The following is a 17281-nucleotide window of genomic DNA, read 5'->3' as shown; positions in this document are numbered from 1 at the left end:
GCAGGCAAGGTGATGCAGCGGAACGGGCAGCATGGCCGTTGCGACGCGGATCGCGCCGTGCGTGCAAGCGCAACCGATCGAGCATCAATATTGACGTCTTTTCAGGTAAAAGTCATCTCGGCGGGGCGCCGCTCCAGGATCTCGACGAGAATGTCCCCGGCTGATCGCACGAAGCAGGCTCTGACGCCGGGGCGGACCTGCTTGATCGGCTCGACGATTTCCGCGTCGCAGCGCACCAGATGCTCGAACGCGGCATCGAGATCGTCCACGACCACGCCGAAATGATCGATGCCCTGTTTCCGCTCGCCATCAGGGCGGGCGATTTGGGCGCTCGCCAGAGATGTGATGAAGAGGTTGATGCTGCCGATGCGCAAATCCACTCGCCCCGGACGACGCACGATCTCGGCGTTCAGGCAGCGCGCAAACCATGCGGCGGTGGCTTCGGCGTCGGCCGAACACAGTTGCAGATGATCCCACTTGAATTCAATCATACGATTTCACCGGATAGTCAAAAGCGTCACAGTTCGATGCGGGAAAGTTTCCCCAGCAACACGGAGTAGGAGAGCGTGCCGAGCAGGCATATCGCGCCCATCAGGTTGAGAGCCCAGTAGAAGTGGCCGGTGTGCTGGGTGATGTAGCCGATCATGAGCGGAGTGGTCACGGCCGCGATGTTGGCCGCGAGGCTGGTGATGCTGCTGGTCAGTCCCACGTACTGGCGAGGCGCGATTTCGGAAACGGCGGCCCACGACATCGAGCCGACACCCTGCGCGAAGAACGCGATAGTCAGGATGGCGATCACCAACTCGTTCGACTCGACGAAATTGACGAACACAATCGACGCGCCCAGCAAGGTGCCGATGATGAGCGGCGCCTTGCGCGCAGTGGAAAGCGACACCCCGCGGCGGATGAAGAAGTCCGAGAGGAAGCCGGCCACGAGAATGCCGAGCGTCGCGCCGATAAAAGGGAGTGCCTGGAAAATCCCGACCTTGATCATCGACATGTGACGCGCTTCGATCAGATACGTCATGAACCACGTGGTGAAGAACACCAGCAGGGTGTTGTTGCAGAACTTTCCGAGGCAAATGGCGAGAACTTGCCGATAGCTGAGCAGCTTGAGCGCCATGCGCCAATCGAACTTCTCGCGAGGCTTGCGCGCCGCCGTGGCGCCTTCGTTGATGTAGTGCAGTTCGGCTGCGTTCACGCCCGAGTGCTGAAGCGGATCGCGATAAACCCGATACCAGAGAAGACTGAACAGAATGCCGAAGCCGCCCGTGACGTAAAAGACCGTACGCCAACCGTACGCGGCGGAGATCCACAACAACAGACCGGTAAACAAGGGCGTCCCAATGTATTGCCCCATGACATAGACGCTGGTTGCGAAGCCGCGCTCCCCGGTGGGAAACCACAGCGTCACCGCGCGTGCGTTCGAAGGGAAAGCCGGCGCCTCCAGCGCGCCGATTGCGAGCCGCGATCCGAGCAGCATGTGATAGCCGGTCGCGAGACCCTGCGTCAGCGTGGCGAATGACCAGCCGACGAGAGACAGCGCATAGGCCAGGCGCGAGCCGAGAATGTCGGTCAGCACGCCACCGGGCACGAGCGCAATGGAATAGGCCAGGCCGAATGCCGCGAACAGCTCTCCCATTTGCATCTTGTTGAGCGCCAGGCCCTTCGAGAGGCCCGGTGCAACGATGCCAAGCGCCGACCGGTCCACGTAATTGAGGATGGTTGCCACGAGCAGCATCGAGAGCACGATGTACCGGACCCTGGAGCGTTTGGTGGTATCCGCGTAAGCCGCGTTTCGCGCCGGCAATGTTTGTTCCTCTACGACTTTCATCGGTGTCTCCATAACATTGGCCTGTTGTTTTTTTTATATTTGGCGAAAGGGCGATTTATCCGCGGCCGACGAACGGCATGGCGGTCGCCATGATGGTCATGTTAAGAACATTCGCTTCGAGCGGAAGACTGGCCATATGCACGACCGCATTCGCGACGTGCGTCACATCCATTCTTGCTTCAGGCGCCATGCGTCCGTCCGCTTGCAGCACGCCGCGGTTCATGCGTTCCGTGAGCGGTGTGGCCGCATTGCCGATATCGATCTGGCCGCAGGCGATGTTGAATGCACGTCCGTCCAGCGCGATCGATTTGGTGATGCCGGTCACGGCATGTTTGGTTGCCGTATAGGCGATGGTATGCGGCCTTGGCGAGTGAGCGGAGATCGATCCGTTGTTGATGATGCGTCCGCCTTGAGGGGACTGCGCTTTCATCAAGCGATAAGCGGCTCGAGCGCACAGAAAGACGCCGGTCAGATTGGTGGCCACGACATCGTTCCAGAAATCGTCCTCGTAGTCTTCCAACGGGACGGCCCCCGCGTTGCGGCCTGCGTTGTTGAAGAGTACGTCGAGCCGACCGAATGCCTCGGCAATGTGCGCAAACGCGTGCTCGACCGATGCTGCATCGGCAACGTCGGCCTGGAATACCTGCGCTTCTCCACCGGCAATGCCGATTGTCTCCTTCGTTTCCAGCAGCGGCTCGGCTCTGCGCCCGATCAGCGCGACTGCAAATCCCGCGTTGGCGAGCGCCACGGCGGCGGCGCGGCCGATGCCGGAGCCGGCGCCGGTCACAGCGGCAAATTTCTTCGATGCAGGCATTTCACTTCCTCTCGACAGTTCAGTTGAACACGGGAAGGAGATTTGCATTCGCGCCATGCGTCGAGCAATCTTGATTCGTTGAATCAACATCTGAGCGCCTTGCCGATGGGGCACGCACCAGGGTTTTCCTGATGCGCGCGTTGCCGGCAGCGCGACGGATCAGGCATGGAGAAAACGCATCGCAACGTGCAAGGTGCGCCTAGACGAATAAAGGGGGCAATCGCTTTCGATGAGTTGATTCATCCAATCAACATTGACGGTCCGGTCCGCGGTTTCGTAGTCTCTCGACGTCTGTCTACCCCAAGGAAAAACCATGCCGGAAAATAACCGCACCAGGCTGTTGATTGCGCGAAAGGTTCCCACAGCCGTAGCAAATCGCGCCGAGGCCGAATTCCATGCCTTCGTGACCGAGTCCGATATGGACGCATGGTCTGTCGTCGACTTTTGCAAGAAACACGAAACGCCGGCGGTGCTGATCGGCAAGAAGTCCGGTTTGCAAGCGGAGCACATTGCCGCGCTGCCGTCGACAGTCAGGATCATTGCGAACGCCAGCGCGGGCTTCGATCACATGGACGTGGCCGCCGCCCGCGATAGGGGCATCGTCGTCACGAACGCACCCGATGCGTTGACCGAATGCACGGCCGATTTCTCCATGCTGCTCGTGCTGGCGGCGTGCCGTCGCGCGTCGGAATACGAACGAATCATGCGCAACGGTTGGGGCAAATCATTCGGGATGACCGAGATGCTCGGTACGCGAGTCAATGGCAAGACGCTCGGCATCGTCGGATTCGGGCGTATCGGACGTGCGGTCGCGAAGCGCGCGCAGGGTTTCGGCATGCGCGTGATCTATACGGACATCAACCGTGCGGCTGCGTCGCTGGAAAATGGCGCGACGTTTTACACCAACCTCGAAGAAATGTTGCCGCATTGCCAGGTGCTGACGCTGCACGTGCCGGGCGGAGGCGTCCCGCTGATGACGAAAAAAGAGTTTGGGCTGCTGCCCACGGGGGCGGTTTTTGTCAACGCGGCGCGTGGCGGACTAGTGGACGAAGACGCGCTGCATGAGGCGCTGACTTCGGGGCATCTGTTCGGCGCCGGTCTGGACGTGTACCGGAACGAGCCCGATGTCGATAAACGCCTTGCGGGACTCGACAACGTCTTCCTGACGCCCCATATGGCCAGCGCTACGATTGAGACCCGCGACCAGATGGGTTTTACGGCGCTCGACAATATTGCCGCCGTGCTGGATGAGCGGCCTGCTCTGAATCCCGTGTGACGTTTATGCTTTATTTGAGGCGCTTACGCCTACCGCACTGAGACGCGGCGGCGTAAGCGCTAGAGCGACAGGCTAGCCGTCCGCGCGGCACGGCTTACCCGTTAATGTTTTTCAGTGCTCGCTCGGCCTGATGGCAGGGTCGCCTTCCACCACTTCGCGAGTCGCTGCCCAGTACGGCTGCTGGTTGTAGTAGCTGTACGTTGACTCGCCCCACTTCGCATCTGCCATCATCGGCCAGTGGTCCTTGTCGAAACCCGGCTCGTCCTTGAGGCGCTGTGCGGTAATGTCGACGACGAAGCACTTCTCGTCCGTATCGAGAGTCAATGCACTCCAAGGGATGGCATGCAGGTTGGAACCCATTCCGAGGAAGCCGCCCTCGGAAAGTACGGCGTAGGCGATGCGTCCGTTCCTGACGTCAAGCATGATGTCTGAAATTTTTCCAACGTGTTCGCCATCAGAGGACATGACCTTGTTCCCATCGAGCGTTGCTGCGGCCATGATGTCCGGCCCCGGACCTTCGCCCATGCCACTGCCGACGATATCGGCTCCGCGCCGGGTGTCACCTTGCGGGTTGATTGAGCCCATGATTCACCTCCTTCAAAAAAGGTACTTCAGAGGCGCGCAAGCGGCGTTCCCGAGCCGTCGGCCGCAATCCGATACGTGATGTCCTTGAACTCCGAGGCACAGAAGCATGCCGTTTTCTGGAGTAAGCTGACTGTATTAAAGGCGCGCAGCATGCTGCGTCGCGTCAGACCTCGGAGCACGTCATGAAAACGCTGGATGCAACGTCGCGCGCGGGCTGCGCCGTTGCGTTGGCGGTCCTGTCCGCAGCTTTGTCCGGTTGCTACTATTACGTGCCCTATGGCTATGTTCCGTACGGAAATGTGCCGGCGGCGCAGCAGCAATATCCGTTCTCGGTGGCCGACGCGGCGGCAAGCGGCGGAGTTGCGTCAGATGCGACTGCGTCGCCGAACACCTATATCGCACCAGTCGTACCCGTCTTCGTCGCGCCTGCGTATTACCCGGTCGCGTATCCATACTATGGCTCGCCCGCGTGGTGGGGACCATCGGTGTCACTGAGCTTCGGCTATTGGGGCGGCTGCTGTTATGGAGGCGGCCGATACGGCTACTGGGGTCGCCACGGCTACTGGGGGCACGGATATCGAGGCGGTTGGGGCGGTCATGGCGGCTGGGGTGGCCACGGATACCACGGGCAGGGTATGGGCGGCGGCCACTACTGGGGCGGTGGCGGAGGCCACGGGCGTTCGCATTGAACGTCAACTGCGATGCACCCGTGTTCGACAGTTCCGCGACAGCTTGAACCAGTGACTGAACTGATGCACGTCGACGGCGCGCGACAGTGGCCGACTAAAGGCAGAACTACCCAACTGGACGATCGTCTACTTTGACGAAGCGGCACGAGTTACTAAGCTCACTCGGCCTCGAGCACCCCTGACTACGAGGTCACGTGATCGAACAGCGCGCGTGACACAGCAACTGGATATCAGCTCACGACGGCCGAACTGTGGCCAGTCGCGTGCCGGCGAACGGATCCCGACTCCAGTCAATGGCAGGACGTGGACGGCTAGCCGAAGTCGACGTTTTCTCAACGGCGAAGTGCGCCAGCGACTGCCCGGCGCTCGTGGCTTGCCTCAGCCACTGCGGCATATCGCCCTTGCCATCCCAGGTGTCGCCGAAAGCACTGCGGTATCGCGCCGACTTTTGACGCGCCCTGTCTTCGGCAATTGCCGCCGCGAGGTCGCCCACCTTGATACCCACCTTGGTCATCTTGCGACGCAGGTATGCAATCATGCTTTGGCGTTTTTGCTCATCCATGTCGGTTTCCCCTTCGAAGTTCCGGCCTCGTAACGGTTTCGTGTCGTCTTGCTTCGCCGACGCGCCCCGCCACCAGACAATTCGGATGTCGCAAGTATCCTGTCGAGGAAATCTGGCGTCGATGTGCGATTTCTGAAAACACTGTTGCAGGCAGAGTGGCAAAACTTTCCCGACCCTAGTGACAGCGCCTAACTCAACTCGCCACGAAAAACCGGTTCCGCGTTGCGTGCAGGCGCCCGGTTTAAACATTCGCTTTCGTTTCGACTTTCTGCGCCCTATAACGTATTTGCAGGGGCGACTCTTACGTGTCGATGGGTCCATGAGATTTATCGACATTGCCTGTTCGCACGCCATCTTGCGCCCACAGACATTCGCTCGGCGCACTGCGCTTCGTATCGTTTCCCAATTACCTGAAACTTTGGCCTCGGGCGATTGGCCCGCGAATTCGAAGACGGCTTCGCATCCGCACATCCTGTTTGGATTTCAACCGCGGGACACGTGAATAACGAATCGCATGGATGGAAAACTTAAACGAGTTTAAGGAGCCAACATGAAATTACGATTGATGGTTGCTTCTGCTTTCGGGTTGCTTGTCATGGCCGGTTTTGCGGACGCGCAAAACACGCCCGAGTCTGCACAACCCGCCCCCCAGCAGAACGTCGCGACTCAGACTGATTCTTCGCCCGGTACGGGGATGGAGGCCTACGGCGGCACGCCTGATACCAGAGTCCAAAGCGGTGCGAAACGTGCCAGGCCGTGCAGGGTGGACCCGCAATGCAACGTCTTTTTTGGAGGCAGCTAAAAACCAATGGACGGCGCGCGAGTCAACAACCGGCGGTACTGTTTGCTCGCGTCGGGAAAGGGACTGGCGCCCTTGGTCGGGCTGGCCAGTTTCCCTTTCATCCGTTAAGGTCCGGGCGCGTCCTGGTATGGGAGGTCTTTGGAAATGTGAAGCATCGGTCCGCTTCAGGGGCGAGCCGAATGGACTTTGCAACCCGAGTTTGTGTGCTCGGAAATCTTGATCTGGAGGTATAGGCCGCGAACTGGACGCGTTACGACGTCGAGTTCGGTTCGGGCCAAGGCCAACCTCTTTTCTCGCCGCGCACTTCCACTTCCACGGCCGGCAAGGCCATATCCTCCGCCTCGACTGAACCCGCCTCATTGGGGGCATCGTGCGACGGTTCAGCTAGAGCGTCCTTTTTATTATTTGAAAGTCCGGTGCCGAACCACTTCACTTTCTTCTGGACGTAGGCGATGTACGCGTTCCAGCCGTCGGGGTTGCCGTCAAAAAGGTTGTGCTGAACGGTTGACGCCAATGCGTCCCGGTTGAGCTCTGCTTCAAGCAACTCCCTTGGCCACAGGAAAAACGAGCGGGCGGCGCGTGCGCTGAATTCGGCGACCGTCATTTTTGGCGCCAAGGCCTTAAGGAACGCGAAGTCCTGCAACAAAGCATGTTTCCGCACAAGATGCGCCACCAATGCGCCCGGTTCATTCGTGCCGGCTAAACAGTTCAAAGCGGCGAGAATGTCGCCCAGGTGAAGCAGCAGTTCTCGTCGATCAAATCGGTCGTCCATTGCAGTGTGTCCGTTCATTTCGTCCTTGCGGTTCGCAGCAGCGTCAGCGCTTCAAACTTGTCGATTCACAGTCAGTATGTAGTCGTGAGGGCGGTCCTGCTCTGACACAACCCTACACAGCATTCGCGCTTCTCCATACATCCGGTTCCGGAAGAAGAAATGCGAACCGAAGTTCGCATTTGTAGACGCAAAAAGTCTAAGAGAGACGAGGAGTCTTACTGAACGGCGGACACTGTCGACACGAACTGTTTTGCAGCCTTGTTGGCCGATTCATAGGTCGCATTCGCTGCCGAGAGAACCGAGTTCCACGCGGCAACAGCGGATTCGCTTCCTGCCGGCGCGTTCTTCTGGAGGTTCTCGACAAACCCTTGTGCTTCTCGTTGGAACTGTTGGCCGTGCGCTGTCGCGGCGGCGGAGATTTCGCTCTGAACGCCGGACACGATTTCGTGAACCTGGCGGCCGTATGCGACTACTTTTTCCGCCACAGGCTGCGAGAGGCTTGCTTGCAGTGCGAACAGCGCACCCGGATTGCCGGCCGAGAGGGCCTTGGCGACGATTTCCTGGTTTTCGGCGAGAGTCGCTTTGCCAACTTGCAAATTCAACGCGACCAGCTTTTCGAAGCCTTCAAATGCTTTGTTCGTCAGGCCAAAAAGTGCTTCCAGGCCGGACTGCTGGGCGGCAACCAATTGTTGGGGAATAAGAGTGCTCATCACTGCTCCGTAAGGGTAAGGCGGCAAGAGTGCGAGGGGCTCTGAGTGAAAACAAAACCGCGCGCCGAAAGTGTCAAGGCAATTTGCTGCGCTGCAACAAAACCCATTGTACGGGGGAATACCGGGAAGTCAATCAGTTTCGTCGCGTGGTTCTGTGGGGTGACTCTTTTTGCATATCTGCTTGGCCTTACGCCGGTCCGGCTACCAGGCAGAAAACGTTTTGGCAGATGAATGCCGATAGTCGCGGGGCGCCGCTAGTCCGAGTTCGCCGCGGCCGCGTAGCGTGCGGAGGAGGCGGTTATGGATTCATTGCAACTGCCTGGCCGGCGCTCCCGTGTCAACGTTGTAGAGACAGCAAGCGCTATCGCCCGGATTCATGTTCACTCAGCGCTCTTGCATCCCTGACTAGAGTCATTCTGAAAATCTCGACGAGCGGCCGCAAATTTATCCTGTGCCAGGCGGCCCATAACGGAGTGCGATAGGTGAACCAGGGCACTTCTCGTAACACGACCCCCGCGGGGGCCTGATGACGAAGGCTCCGTTGAATCATCGCGGCCCCAAGGCCGGCCGCCACCAGCCCCAATGCCGTCAAAGGCTCTGTTGCCTCCATTGAGATGGCCGGCGTAAATCCGGCGCGCGCGCAGGCCGCGACAAAGGTGTCGTGGTTGAGCACGTTCTCCTTATGCAGCACGGCAATCCAGTCGAGCTTTCCAAGTGCGGCAGGAGTGAGCCTGGGCGACGTGGCAAGCGGATGCGAATCGGGAACCGCAAGCAGCATCGGGTCGCTCAGGAGTTGCGCGCAGTCGAGGTCCGGGTCGTCCTTGAGCGGCGGCTCACAGACCAGTGCGACATCGAGACTGCGTTGGCGCAGCCCCTCCAACTGCTCGGACGACGGCAGGTTGTAGAGCGCGATATGCACAGCAGGCCGGTCTTTTCGCAAGGTGCGAAGGGCGTCGGACAGCACACCCGAATGCATCGCGTTTTCCAGATAGCCGATGCACAGCCCTCCCTCATCGCCGCGGCCCAATCGGCGCGCAAGCGACTCCAGGCGGTTCGCATGCGTCAGCAGCGCACGTGTCTCCTGAAGAAACGTGCGGCCGTCGGATGTCAGCCGGATGCGCTGCTGGCTACGCTCGAAGAGCGTCAGGCCAAGGCGTTCCTCCAACTGAGCGATTTGCCGGCTAAGCGGCGACTGCGAGATGTGCAGCCGCTCCGCGGCTCGGCCGACGTGTTCCTCCTCGGCGACCGCGACGAAATATTGAAGTTGGCGGATATCCAGCACTTAAGACCTCATGGGACACAAGATTGTCAAATTATGTCTTGGACGGACTCGTTGGCGCAACCTAAACTGACTTCACTTTCATGAACACGAGGTTCGAGATGAGCATCAGAGACAAGCTGCAAGGCGTGCTGGGCTTCGGCACAGCACCGTTAGGCAACATGTATCGCAACATCCCAGAGGCGCAAGCGCAGGCGACCGTCGATGCCGCATGGGAACAGGGCGTGCGCTACTTCGACACGGCGCCGTTTTATGGCGCCGGGCTCGCCGAAATCCGTCTTGGCGCAGCTCTGCAGAAGCACAATCGTGACGATTATGTGCTGAGCACGAAGGTGGGCCGGCTGGTTCTCGACGAAATCGAAGAGCCCGCCGCGCGCGACCTCGGTGAGAAAGGCGGGCTTTTCGAGTTTGGCCGTCCTAACAAACTCGTCAACGACTATACGGCGGACGCTACGCTTCGCTCGATCGAAGATAGTCTCAAGCGTCTGAATACCGACCGTCTCGACATAGTCTGGGTACACGATATTGCCCAGGATTTTTACGGTGACGAATGGCTCGCGCAGTTTGAAACCGCACGCAAGGGCGCGTTCCGCGTGCTGAGCCGCCTTCGCGAAGAAGGTGTCATCAAGGCATGGGGGCTGGGTGTGAATCGCGTGGAGCCGTGCGAACTGACGCTCGACCTCACTGAAGCGCAGCCCGATGGCTTCCTGCTCGCCGGTCGATACACGCTGCTTGACCATGAACGCGCGCTTCAGCGCCTGATGCCGGCGGCCGTCCAGAAGAAGGTGGATATTGTCGTTGGTGGTCCTTATAGCTCCGGGGTGCTCGCCGGCGGCACGCACTTCGAATACCAGAAGGCATCGCCGGAAATTCTCGCGAAGGTCGAGCGCATCAGGACCCTCGCGCAACGCCACCAGGTGAGCGTAAAGGCTGCGGCGTTGCAGTTTTCGCTGGCCAATCCTGCCGTCGCCGCGGTGATTCCTGGCGCCAGCAAGCCTGAGCGGATCGCCGAAGACTTTGCTGCCTTGTCGGAGAAAATCCCCGCTGCTTTCTGGCAGGAGATGCGTGAGCAGAAGCTCGTCGCCGCCGACGCTCCGTTGCCATTGCCATCCACACGTACAGGAGCCTGAGATGGCGCATACGTCAGCATCTCTCGAAGTACCGGCAACTGCCGACCGGGTTTGGCAACTGATTGGCGGCTTCAACTCCCTGCCTGACTGGCTGCCGCTCATTCCTGGCAGCGAGTTGAGTGAAGGCGGTCGGGTTCGGCACCTGAAGACCGCCGACGGACACGTCATCGTTGAACGCCTCGAAGCGTTCGATGAGAAGGCGCGCTCGTACAGCTATTCGATTATCGAAGCACCGTTTCCGGCGAGTGACTACCTGGCCACCATCAGCGTGCGGGAAGTCGCTGGTAGCGCCTCATCACGGGTGACATGGTCCGGGGGTTTTTCACCGGTTGGCGTCAGCGATGAAGAGGTCGTCCAGCTTTTTCACGGCATCTACGAGGAGGGGTTGAGGGCGTTGAAGGAATCGCTTGAATCAGGCGACAAGAAAAGCCTACGGTAGCGGCGCGGAATGGCTCATCGGACGCAAGACTGAGGGCCATCAACAACTCCACCCAGACCTGCCAAAAACGCAGGTATCGCAACTGACTACAAGTCAGAAGTTGACCCACGGAAGAGATTTCTCGGTATCGCAAAGCGGCGCCGTCTATGCCGCTTTGCTTACCCACACTCGCCGACCACCCCCGAAATTTTGAGCGCAAGGCGCAGCGCGACTGGTCCGATTCACTCCGATCTTTCTTACGCGTGCGCGGGAATCCAAAGATGGAATTCTTTGTTCACTCAAATACCGCGTGCGGATAACGTATTTCACTTCCCATTGCAGCCCAGCATAAACATGCCGGCGATTCTTTGTGCAAGGTATCAAGGAGATCGGTCGTGAGCAGCACAGGCTACAGCTACCGGAGTGATGTATGTCAACAGAGCTGATTTCCGGATCGGCGCCGGCGAGTGCGCGTCCACGCCAATATGGGCGTCGGCAGCAGAATCCGGTTCGCCGGTACGCCGGCATCGCCGTGGTCCTGCTGCTGCATATCTTCTTCATCTGGGCGCTGACGAATGGCCTTGCGAACAAGGTCGTGCAGATCGTGCAGAAGCCGATCGAGACCAGGATCATCGAACCGGTGAAGCCGCCACCGCCGCCGCCGATCCCGACGGTGAAGTTGCCGCCGCCGAAGTTCACGCCACCGCCGCCACCGCGACCATTCGTGCCACCGCCCGAAGTGGCGCTCACGCCGCCGCCCGCGCCGACGATCACGCATCAGGCCACACCGGAGCCGACGCCCGTCGCACCGCCGCCCGCGCCTGTGGCGCCGCCTGCGCCCACGCCCGCGAAGCCGGTTAGCCACGTGATCGGTGTCGTATGCCCGAACTCCGACGAGATTCGCCGCTCCATGGGCTACCCGCAGGAAGCACAGGACAACAACATCACGGGCGACGTGACGATCTCCTTCGTGGTCGACCCGCAGGGGCACGTGACCGACGAGAAGGTCGAGCAGTCCGCCGATCCGATCCTCGATCGAGCGGCCTTCGTCGCGGTGAAGAAGTTCAACTGCATTTCGCAAGGACAGCCGGTTCGCGTACAGGTGCCGTTCTCCTTCAACCTGAACTGAGCGTCGCGTGCGCGGTCCTCGCCTGCCTTGATGCAAACCCACTCAATATCAATGACTGCACCATCTGGAGCATGTATGAAGAAGCGTTCCTTTGCCGCCGTGGCGGCCAGCCTGTTGATCACGGCTACGTCCGTCAGCTTCCTCGCCGCGCCGCAGGCGGTTTGGGCCCAGGCAAGCGCGCCGGCCGCCTCTGTTGCGCCCACGCCCGTTGCATCCGGTGTAGAACATGGCCCGGCGACGTCACAGGCGAGCGCAGCCGCCGACCAGCCGGTGCCGCCGCCACTCGCGGCGACGAGCACCGAGGTGACCAACCCGTATGGTCTCAGCGCGCTATGGGCGAATGGCGACTTCGTCGCGCGTTTCGTGCTGATTTTGCTCGTGCTGATGTCGATGGGAAGCTGGTACATCATGATCACCAAGTTCATCGAACAACTGCGCGCGAACCACGGCGCGAAATCGGCCGACGAGCAATTGTGGAGCGCGCCGTCGCTCGCACAAGGCGCGGAGCAGCTCGACGAGAATTCGCCGTTCCGTTTTATCGCGCAAGTGGGGATCGAGGCCGGCAAGCACCATGACGAAGCGTTGCTTGAAGCGGTGGATCGCAACACCTGGATCGACGTGTCGATCGAGCGTGCCATTACCAACGTGTCGAACCGTTTGCAGGACGGCCTCGCATTCCTCGGCACGGTGGGGTCGACGGCGCCGTTCGTCGGCCTGTTCGGCACGGTATGGGGGATTTATCACGCGCTGACCGCGATCGGCATCGCCGGGCAGGCGTCGATCGACAAGGTGGCGGGTCCGGTCGGCGAAGCGCTGATCATGACCGCGATCGGCCTCGCGGTCGCGGTGCCGGCCGTGCTGGGCTACAACTTCCTCGTGCGTCGCAACAAGTCGGTGATGGAACGCGTGCGTGCCTTCGGCGCGCAGTTGCACACCATCCTGCTACCGGGCACGAAGCGCCAGGTACGCGCGGTCGCGAGCGCGCATTGAGCCACCCAACAGGCGGAGCTAGAAATCATGGCCATGAACGTTGGACAGGACGGTCAGGAAGACGAGGTCATTGCCGCCATCAACACGACGCCGCTCGTCGACGTGATGCTGGTGCTGCTGATCATCTTCCTGATCACGATTCCGGTCGTCACGCACACGGTACCGGTGCAGTTGCCGCAGCAGACGGTGAATCCGTTGCAGAGCAAACCGGACAGCATCGAGATCGCGGTCAACAAGGACGGCGACCTGTTCTGGAACGAGAAGCTTGTCGATACGCCAACGCTGCTCGCGCGGCTGAAGGTGGCGTCGGTGAAACTGCCGCAGCCTGAGGTGCACGTCCGCGGCGATCAGACCACGCGCTATGAATTCATCGGGCGTGTGGTTACCGCCTGCGAGCGCGCGGGGATCTCGAAGGTATCATTTATCACGCAGCCGCCGGCACGCGGCGGCTAGCTTTGCTAAGCGCTGTGCATGGGACCAGAGTAAGCGCTAAAGCGCCAACTCTGGCCGACAGCTAAAGCGCCAAGTCCGATCGACTAGCTTTGCATGGGATCGGACTAAGCGCTAAAGCGCCAAGTCCGATCGACAGGAGTCGACAATGGGAATGAACGTATCTTCGGGTGGCAACAGCGAACCGGAAGTGATGGTCGACATCAACACCACGCCATTGATCGACGTGATGCTGGTGTTGCTGATCATGCTGATCATCACGATTCCGATCCAGATGCACTCGGTGAAGATGAATCTGCCGGTCGGCAACCCGCCGCCGCAGGCCGTGCCGCCCCCGGTCGTGCAGGTTGACATCGATTTCGACGGAACGATCACGTGGAACGGCGCGCACGTCGCGGCCGGCGCCGATCTTGAGAAGCATATGGCCGAGGTCGCGGCGCAGCCGGACCAGCCGGAGATTCATCTGTTACCGAACAAGCTTGCGCCCTATAAGGACGTTGCCGCTGTGCTGGCCGCCGCGCAGCGCGAAGGGGCGACGAAGATCGGGCTCATCGGCAATGAACAATACATGCAGTGAGCGCGTCTGACCGGCTGTCCCGCGTCACGAAGGAGAACCCATGAGTACCCTCCACAATGAAATCGACCTGGATGCCGACGGACGTCACGTGGGCTATCTGCGTCTGCCTCACTCCGTTCATCGTTCCGCGTACGGCTGGATTCCGATTCCGATCGCATCGGTGCGCAATGGCGACGGTCCCGTCGTGCTGCTCATGGGCGGCAATCACGGTGACGAATACGAAGGGCAGGTGCTGGTCTCCAGTCTGATTCGCGAGATCGAGCCGCAGTGGGTGCGTGGGCAACTGATTTTTTTGCCGATGGCGAATTTTCCGGCCGCGGCCGCGGGCCTGAGGACTTCGCCGCTCGACGGCGGCAACCTGAACCGCAGTTTTCCAGGCGATCCACAAGGCGCGCCGACCGCCGCGATTGCCGACTATATCGAGCACACGCTGCTCGCACGCGCGCAATATCTGATCGACCTGCATTCGGGCGGAAGTTCGCTTCTTTACCACGGCGCCAATATGCTGGCCATCGAGCCGCGCGACCCCGAGGAAGACGAGCGGCTCAAAGCATTGCTCGCCGCGTTCGGCTTGCCGCGTGCATTTCTGCATCGGCCGAATCCGGTTCATGCGGCGAGCGCCGCGCGGCGGCAGGGCGCAATTTCCATCCTCACGGAGCTCGGTGGGGGCGGCGCCGTGCAGGCGAGCCTGCTGCGCGATGCGCGACGAGGACTGCTGAATCTGCTTGGCTACATCGGCGTGTTGAGCGGACCACTCGTTCCGGACGGGCCGCCCGCGCAGACGCGCTTCTTCACGGTGTCCGGCTCGCGCCACTATGTGTATGCCTATGATCGCGGCGTGTACGAGCCACTCGTCGAGTTGGGCGATCAAGTCGTGGCGGGCCAGCCTGCGGCGCGAATCCATTTCCCCGACACGCCGCTACGGGAACCGGTCACCTCCTTTTTCGCCAGCGCAGGCGAAGTCGTTTGCAAACGTGTGCCGGCTGCGGTGGAGCGTGGTGACTGTTTGTTCCATCTTGCCGAACCGGTTTGAAGGTGCGGCGGATAATTCCAGCGCCGTTATCCTGGACGGCTGCATGTTTTATCGGCGACGTCAGTGAGACGATTCAATTGAGCGGCGAATAGATAAGCGTCGCTATTCTGGAGATTTACACGCTTTACTAGAATTAAAATAGCGCGACCGTCGTCTGCCGGATCACGTGGAATTAGATAATTGAAAGCAATTGGAAATAAAGCTGCAGTTAGTGAGCCTCTGAGTTCGTGTCCCGAGCCGCCGCATAATAGCTGTGAGTCGGGCTTTACTGCTAGAGTGTCTGTACGTCTGAAAGCAATATGAAAATAATATGCAATTAATCTCCTGTTAACCGGAGCTATGCACTGGCAGTAGAGCCGCTGCTGCTACAGCGCAAATAATGACGTGAATTAAATATACGAATTTGCCGGAATAACGATTCGTTAAATGTTTGGTTCATTCGGAATGGGTGGCCTGTTATCTTCTTTATCGTTCGACGGCAATCAACGTCGGACGGGAAAAAGAATCCAACGACAGGAACGCCAGGGATACGAGCTATCCCCCTATTCAGCATGACCTACGAAATCATTGACACCACGCCGCTGGATCCGATTGCGCGACCGCTGCTGGACGCGCTGAACATCGAATACGCGACACGCTATCGCGAGTTCCGGCCGGCAAGCGCGGCATCGGTCAGCGAAGAGATGATGCGTTATCCGGCCGAGTTGTTCGCGCCACCCGAAGGCGCGTTCATCGTCGTGGTGCGCAATGGGGAAACGGTCGGCGGCGGCGCGTTCAAGCGCTATGACGCGACGACCGCGGAACTCAAGCGTATCTGGACACACGCCGGCCTGCGGCGTCAGGGGCTGGCTCGCCGCGTCGTGCAGGAACTCGAGGCGCGCGCATTGCGCCAGGGTTATCGCCGCGTCTATCTGACCACCGGCTTCAAACAGCCGGAAGCAGCAGGCCTCTATTTCAATGCGGGCTACGAGCCTCTGTTCGATCGTTCGATCGCACCGGAGATCCATTTTCGTCTTCCGTTCGGCAAGGATTTGCTGGAGCCGGATCGCGTCGATTCGCTACACGATCTGGTTGCGCCCGAGCCGCTCGGCCAACGCTAGTCGTGCGCGCAGCGTAGCGCATCGATCAATTCGTTCATCTCATGGGGTACATCAAATCATGAAGCAAAGCAGGGGAATTCGGGCAGCGGTGGCCGGAACGTTCGTCGCATTGGCGATGAGTGTGGCAGGCATCGCTCTGGCGGCAAGCAGCACATTCAATCTGAGTCCGGATCAGCACGACCAGGTCCGGACCACACCTGACGCCGCCGCCATCAAGGCCGTACCGAACACGTTTCCATTTGCCGCGAAGGACGAACTGGTCATCGGCATGACCGTGGCGTGGCCGCCGCTCGGCACGTATGCGACCGACAACAAAACGATCGTCGGTTTCGACCCGGATCTCGCGCAACTGGTCGCTGACGGTTTGGGGCGCAAGCTGAAAATCGTCGTGCTCGCGTGGGAAGACTGGCCGCTCGCCGTGCAATCGGGCAAGGTCGACGCGGTTCTGTCGAATGTGACCGTCACCGAGCAGCGCAAGGAGAAATTCGATTTCTCGACCTATCGGCGCGACGTGCTCGGTTTCTACGTAGCCAGTTCGAGTCCGATCAAAACGATCCGCGAGCCGAAGGACGTCGCCGGGCTACGCGTCATTACCGATTCAGGAACGAATCAGGAAAAGATCCTGCTCGCATGGGACAAGGAGAACATCGCGCACGGACTCAAGCCCGTGCAGATTCAGTACTACGACGATATCGCCGTCAGGGATGTGGCGCTGCGCTCGGGGCGCGCCGACGCGATCCTGAGCGTCAACTCGGCGCTCGCCTACGAGGCGGCGCAAAGAGGAGGAATACGCGCGGTCGGCACCATCAGCGGCGGCTGGCCGATCATGGCCGATGTCGCGATCACGACGAAGAAGGGTAGCGGACTCGCTGCGCCGCTCACGGTGCTGTTGAACGACCTCATTCGCAGCGGTAAATACACTCAGGTACTCGACCGCTGGAATCTCGGTTCCGAAGCGATCGATCAGGCCAAAACGAATCCACCGGGGCTCCCCAAGAGTTAATTCATCGGGGCAGTTGAGGCTGCCTCGATAAGGTCAGTTATCAATCGTCAGTATGACTACAGGACGGCTTTGCGCGTGGCTGCTATCGGCCACGTGCCGGAGCAGTGTGTCCGCAAATAACCAACGGA

The 17281-nt window shown here is 60.0% G+C and carries 20 protein-coding genes; 12 read left to right on the top strand and 8 right to left on the bottom strand.

Annotated features, from left to right (window positions below):
* Positions 1-101: 101 nt before the first annotated feature.
* Genes PQR42_RS06335 through PQR42_RS06325 form a run of 3 tightly spaced genes read right to left on the bottom strand, consistent with a single transcriptional unit; the run spans position 102 to position 2648 of the window.
* Positions 102-491, bottom strand: a complete 390-nt coding sequence (locus PQR42_RS06335; RefSeq protein ID WP_408383518.1) for a VOC family protein — start codon at positions 489-491, stop codon at positions 102-104.
* A 26-nt stretch (positions 492-517) separates the two neighbouring features.
* Positions 518-1834, bottom strand: a complete 1317-nt coding sequence (locus PQR42_RS06330) for an MFS transporter (protein ID WP_408383520.1) — start codon at positions 1832-1834, stop codon at positions 518-520.
* Positions 1835-1889: 55 nt separating this feature from the next.
* Positions 1890-2648: an SDR family oxidoreductase gene (locus PQR42_RS06325; protein ID WP_408204684.1), complete on the bottom strand. Its 759-nt coding sequence runs from the start codon at positions 2646-2648 to the stop codon at positions 1890-1892.
* A gap of 313 nt (positions 2649-2961) precedes the next feature.
* Between PQR42_RS06325 and PQR42_RS06320 the strand changes: the two genes are divergently transcribed.
* Positions 2962-3924: a 2-hydroxyacid dehydrogenase gene (locus PQR42_RS06320; RefSeq protein WP_408383522.1), complete on the top strand. Its 963-nt coding sequence runs from the start codon at positions 2962-2964 to the stop codon at positions 3922-3924.
* 111 nt (positions 3925-4035) lie between these two features.
* Here the strand turns inward: PQR42_RS06320 and PQR42_RS06315 are convergent, their stop codons facing one another.
* Positions 4036-4509, bottom strand: coding sequence for a PRC-barrel domain-containing protein (locus PQR42_RS06315; RefSeq protein WP_408204686.1), 474 nt, complete (start codon positions 4507-4509; stop codon positions 4036-4038).
* A gap of 182 nt (positions 4510-4691) precedes the next feature.
* On the opposite strand from PQR42_RS06315, the gene PQR42_RS06310 reads away from it, so the two are divergent.
* Positions 4692-5198: a hypothetical protein gene (locus tag PQR42_RS06310; RefSeq protein ID WP_408383524.1), complete on the top strand. Its 507-nt coding sequence runs from the start codon at positions 4692-4694 to the stop codon at positions 5196-5198.
* Between the two features lie 235 nt (positions 5199-5433).
* Here the strand turns inward: PQR42_RS06310 and PQR42_RS06305 are convergent, their stop codons facing one another.
* Positions 5434-5760 carry an H-NS family nucleoid-associated regulatory protein gene (locus tag PQR42_RS06305; protein ID WP_408383526.1) on the bottom strand — a complete coding sequence of 109 codons (327 nt, stop codon included), beginning with the start codon at positions 5758-5760 and terminating at the stop codon, positions 5434-5436.
* A 550-nt stretch (positions 5761-6310) separates the two neighbouring features.
* Between PQR42_RS06305 and PQR42_RS06300 the strand changes: the two genes are divergently transcribed.
* Complete coding sequence (locus PQR42_RS06300) at positions 6311-6562, top strand: hypothetical protein (RefSeq protein ID WP_408383528.1); 252 nt, start codon at positions 6311-6313, stop codon at positions 6560-6562.
* A gap of 250 nt (positions 6563-6812) precedes the next feature.
* On the opposite strand, the gene PQR42_RS06295 is transcribed toward PQR42_RS06300, so the two are convergent.
* From PQR42_RS06295 to PQR42_RS06285, 3 genes are all read right to left on the bottom strand, one after another.
* The gene (locus PQR42_RS06295) at positions 6813-7334 is read right to left on the bottom strand and encodes a hypothetical protein (protein ID WP_408383529.1); all 522 of its coding nucleotides are present in this window, start codon (positions 7332-7334) and stop codon (positions 6813-6815) included.
* Between the two features lie 215 nt (positions 7335-7549).
* On the bottom strand, positions 7550-8044 hold the full coding sequence (locus PQR42_RS06290) for a phasin family protein (protein WP_408204690.1): 495 nt from the start codon (positions 8042-8044) through the stop codon (positions 7550-7552).
* A 361-nt stretch (positions 8045-8405) separates the two neighbouring features.
* Positions 8406-9326, bottom strand: a complete 921-nt coding sequence (locus tag PQR42_RS06285) for a LysR substrate-binding domain-containing protein (protein ID WP_408204691.1) — start codon at positions 9324-9326, stop codon at positions 8406-8408.
* A gap of 98 nt (positions 9327-9424) precedes the next feature.
* Between PQR42_RS06285 and PQR42_RS06280 the strand changes: the two genes are divergently transcribed.
* The 9 genes from PQR42_RS06280 to PQR42_RS06240 all read left to right on the top strand — a co-directional run bounded on the left by PQR42_RS06280 (position 9425) and on the right by PQR42_RS06240 (position 17153).
* Complete coding sequence (locus tag PQR42_RS06280; protein WP_408204692.1) at positions 9425-10453, top strand: aldo/keto reductase; 1029 nt, start codon at positions 9425-9427, stop codon at positions 10451-10453.
* A gap of 1 nt (position 10454) precedes the next feature.
* Positions 10455-10892: an SRPBCC family protein gene (locus tag PQR42_RS06275; protein WP_408383531.1), complete on the top strand. Its 438-nt coding sequence runs from the start codon at positions 10455-10457 to the stop codon at positions 10890-10892.
* A 409-nt stretch (positions 10893-11301) separates the two neighbouring features.
* Complete coding sequence (locus PQR42_RS06270) at positions 11302-12000, top strand: energy transducer TonB (protein ID WP_408383533.1); 699 nt, start codon at positions 11302-11304, stop codon at positions 11998-12000.
* A 75-nt stretch (positions 12001-12075) separates the two neighbouring features.
* Positions 12076-12990: a MotA/TolQ/ExbB proton channel family protein gene (locus PQR42_RS06265; RefSeq protein WP_408383535.1), complete on the top strand. Its 915-nt coding sequence runs from the start codon at positions 12076-12078 to the stop codon at positions 12988-12990.
* A 27-nt stretch (positions 12991-13017) separates the two neighbouring features.
* Positions 13018-13443 (top strand): ExbD/TolR family protein, encoded by a 426-nt coding sequence (locus PQR42_RS06260; protein WP_408204696.1) that lies wholly within the window; start codon positions 13018-13020, stop codon positions 13441-13443.
* A 145-nt stretch (positions 13444-13588) separates the two neighbouring features.
* Positions 13589-14017, top strand: coding sequence for an ExbD/TolR family protein (locus PQR42_RS06255; RefSeq protein ID WP_408204697.1), 429 nt, complete (start codon positions 13589-13591; stop codon positions 14015-14017).
* Positions 14018-14057: 40 nt separating this feature from the next.
* Entirely contained in the window at positions 14058-15050 is a 993-nt protein-coding gene (locus PQR42_RS06250) for a succinylglutamate desuccinylase/aspartoacylase family protein (RefSeq protein WP_408383537.1), read from the top strand.
* A gap of 551 nt (positions 15051-15601) precedes the next feature.
* The gene (locus tag PQR42_RS06245) at positions 15602-16150 is read left to right on the top strand and encodes a GNAT family N-acetyltransferase (RefSeq protein WP_408383539.1); all 549 of its coding nucleotides are present in this window, start codon (positions 15602-15604) and stop codon (positions 16148-16150) included.
* Between the two features lie 115 nt (positions 16151-16265).
* Complete coding sequence (locus PQR42_RS06240; protein WP_408383684.1) at positions 16266-17153, top strand: ABC transporter substrate-binding protein; 888 nt, start codon at positions 16266-16268, stop codon at positions 17151-17153.
* Positions 17154-17281: the final 128 nt, after the last annotated feature.

The sequence above is a fragment of the Paraburkholderia sediminicola genome (genome assembly GCF_046027355.1).
GTDB lineage: Bacteria > Pseudomonadota > Gammaproteobacteria > Burkholderiales > Burkholderiaceae > Paraburkholderia > Paraburkholderia sediminicola_B.
The sequence above is the reverse complement of the archived record's forward strand: the minus strand, read 5'-3'. Positions and strand labels throughout refer to the sequence as shown.

Excerpts from the sequence above, each read along its gene's own strand:
- PQR42_RS06255 (WP_408204697.1), top strand. The coding sequence starts at position 13,589 with ATGGGAATGAACGTATCTTCGGGTGGCAACAGCGAACCGGAAGTGATG.
- PQR42_RS06305 (WP_408383526.1), bottom strand. The coding sequence starts at position 5,760 with ATGGATGAGCAAAAACGCCAAAGCATGATTGCATACCTGCGTCGCAAG.
- PQR42_RS06295 (WP_408383529.1), bottom strand. The coding sequence starts at position 7,334 with ATGGACGACCGATTTGATCGACGAGAACTGCTGCTTCACCTGGGCGAC.
- PQR42_RS06325 (WP_408204684.1), bottom strand. The coding sequence starts at position 2,648 with ATGCCTGCATCGAAGAAATTTGCCGCTGTGACCGGCGCCGGCTCCGGC.
- PQR42_RS06315 (WP_408204686.1), bottom strand. The coding sequence starts at position 4,509 with ATGGGCTCAATCAACCCGCAAGGTGACACCCGGCGCGGAGCCGATATC.
- PQR42_RS06335 (WP_408383518.1), bottom strand. The coding sequence starts at position 491 with ATGATTGAATTCAAGTGGGATCATCTGCAACTGTGTTCGGCCGACGCC.
- PQR42_RS06275 (WP_408383531.1), top strand. The coding sequence starts at position 10,455 with ATGGCGCATACGTCAGCATCTCTCGAAGTACCGGCAACTGCCGACCGG.
- PQR42_RS06300 (WP_408383528.1), top strand. The coding sequence starts at position 6,311 with ATGAAATTACGATTGATGGTTGCTTCTGCTTTCGGGTTGCTTGTCATG.
- PQR42_RS06240 (WP_408383684.1), top strand. The coding sequence starts at position 16,266 with ATGAGTGTGGCAGGCATCGCTCTGGCGGCAAGCAGCACATTCAATCTG.
- PQR42_RS06245 (WP_408383539.1), top strand. The coding sequence starts at position 15,602 with ATGACCTACGAAATCATTGACACCACGCCGCTGGATCCGATTGCGCGA.
- PQR42_RS06290 (WP_408204690.1), bottom strand. The coding sequence starts at position 8,044 with ATGAGCACTCTTATTCCCCAACAATTGGTTGCCGCCCAGCAGTCCGGC.
- PQR42_RS06265 (WP_408383535.1), top strand. The coding sequence starts at position 12,076 with ATGAAGAAGCGTTCCTTTGCCGCCGTGGCGGCCAGCCTGTTGATCACG.
- PQR42_RS06260 (WP_408204696.1), top strand. The coding sequence starts at position 13,018 with ATGGCCATGAACGTTGGACAGGACGGTCAGGAAGACGAGGTCATTGCC.
- PQR42_RS06330 (WP_408383520.1), bottom strand. The coding sequence starts at position 1,834 with ATGAAAGTCGTAGAGGAACAAACATTGCCGGCGCGAAACGCGGCTTAC.
- PQR42_RS06280 (WP_408204692.1), top strand. The coding sequence starts at position 9,425 with ATGAGCATCAGAGACAAGCTGCAAGGCGTGCTGGGCTTCGGCACAGCA.
- PQR42_RS06250 (WP_408383537.1), top strand. The coding sequence starts at position 14,058 with ATGAGTACCCTCCACAATGAAATCGACCTGGATGCCGACGGACGTCAC.
- PQR42_RS06310 (WP_408383524.1), top strand. The coding sequence starts at position 4,692 with ATGAAAACGCTGGATGCAACGTCGCGCGCGGGCTGCGCCGTTGCGTTG.
- PQR42_RS06320 (WP_408383522.1), top strand. The coding sequence starts at position 2,962 with ATGCCGGAAAATAACCGCACCAGGCTGTTGATTGCGCGAAAGGTTCCC.
- PQR42_RS06270 (WP_408383533.1), top strand. The coding sequence starts at position 11,302 with ATGTCAACAGAGCTGATTTCCGGATCGGCGCCGGCGAGTGCGCGTCCA.